At 48.4% G+C, this 1891-nt stretch carries 1 protein-coding gene; it reads right to left on the bottom strand.

Annotated elements, in window-relative coordinates; genetic code table 11:
• Positions 1–1889: glucosamine-6-phosphate deaminase (locus BLS59_RS31050; RefSeq protein WP_091157918.1), on the bottom strand; the 1889-nt coding region annotated here is incomplete at its 3' end.
• Positions 1890–1891: the final 2 nt, after the last annotated feature.

Below are 1891 nucleotides of genomic sequence, written 5' to 3'. Positions count from 1 at the left end.
TCATATTCAGCAAGGCCAAGTCGGTCATATCTTTGCGCGGTATCACGGGTGCGGTCTTCGGCACGTACCCAAAACTCACGGGCATCATCACCGGGGAACACCGGCCTGTCTTTTTGGGACTGATGTTTGAAGATGGCATTCCGCTTGCGGATCACCTCCTGGGGCGAAAGTGGTACGGCCATTTCAATTTCGTAAGTAGGGAACTCATGCCATGCCCCGCGGTACATCCAAAGCCAGCAATCATCCACCCATGCTTCGGTACCTTTTAAGCGTTTAAGGGCGGCAATGATAATGTTGAAACAAACCAGGTGCGTACCGTTAGGATCAGCAAAATCACCTGCGGCAAAGATCTGCTGCGGTTTTATTTTTTGCAGAAGTTCAATGGTTAATAAGATATCTTCCTCGCCCACGGTATTCTTCTTGGTTTTGCCCGTTTCATAAAAAGGCAAAGCCATAAAATGGATATGATCGTCGGTCAACCCCGCGTAACGCGCACCCGAGATAGCCTCCGTTTTACGGATGAACCCTTTTACATTGCGGATCTCCCGGGTATCTATCTGGTTAGGCTGTTTCTGCGGGAAAAAAGCACGCATCTCTTCATATAACTTAGCTAAATGACCCGCATCTTCGCCAATGCTGTTGGTAAAATCAATAGCAAACTCCATGTAACGCAATACATCATCATCCCAAACAGCGGTATTACCCGATGTTTGATAAGCTACATGCACATCATGCCCCTGGTCAACCAAACGGATGAACGTACCACCCATAGAGATCACATCATCATCCGGGTGAGGAGAAAAGATCACCGAACGTTTTTTGGCAGGTAAAGCCCGCTCCGGCCGTTGCGAATCATCGGCATTGGGCTTGCCGCCCGGCCAGCCGGTAATGGTATGCTGGATCTGGTTAAAAATATCAATGTTGATATTGTATACCGGACCCTGCTCTACAGCTAACTGCGCCATACCATGGTTATTGTAATCCTCCTCAGTAAGTTTTAATATCGGTTTGCTGATGGTATCAGCCAGCCAGATCACGGCTTTCTTCTTTAATAAATTATCATCCCAGGAACAATCTTTTACTAACCACGGCGTATCAAAACGGGTAAGTTCAGATGCCGCATCCTCATCCAGCACAAACTCTACATGATCAGACAGCTGCAGGTAAGTAGCCGGTACCTCGCCCGACATTTCCCCTTCTACCGCTTTTTTGATGATAGGTGCCTTCTTTTTGCTCCAGGCCATCAGGATGATCTCGCGGGCTTTAAAAATGGTACCGATACCCATGGTGATGGCTTTGGTGGGCACATTGGCCTTACCGCCAAAATCACGGGAAGCATCGTTACGGGTAAGGTCATCTAAAGTAACCAAACGTGTACCCGAGTTGGGTGCCGATCCCGGCTCGTTAAAACCGATGTGACCGGTACGGCCGATCCCTAACAGTTGCAGATCAAGCCCGCCTAACTCCTCTATCTGGCGTTCATAGTTCAGGCAAAAAGCTACTACCTCATCCTTATCAACAGTACCATCGGGAATGTGCACATTGGCCTTATCGATATCCACCAGACCAAACAAATGCTCGTACATGAAAGTAACATAGCTTTGGGCAGCATCTGGCTTCATGGGATAATATTCATCGAGGTTAAAAGTGATGACATCTTTAAACGATAAACCATCTTCCTTGTGTAAGCGTACCAGTTCGGCATAAATGGCAATCGGTGTAACCCCGGTAGCCAAACCCAGCACGGCTTTTTCCCCACGTGCCTGCTTGTCGCGGATGAGGGCGGCTATCCTTGCGGCTACGGCCACGGATGCCTGCTGCTTACTGCCATAAACACTTACCGGCAGCTTCTCGTACCGGGTTTCTTCCAATAAATTTAATCGGGCCATAA

This window comes from Mucilaginibacter pineti, from assembly GCF_900101875.1.
Taxonomy (GTDB): Bacteria; Bacteroidota; Bacteroidia; order Sphingobacteriales; family Sphingobacteriaceae; genus Mucilaginibacter; species Mucilaginibacter pineti.
Note: the sequence above shows the minus strand (reverse complement) of the source record. Positions and strands in the feature narration are given on the sequence as shown.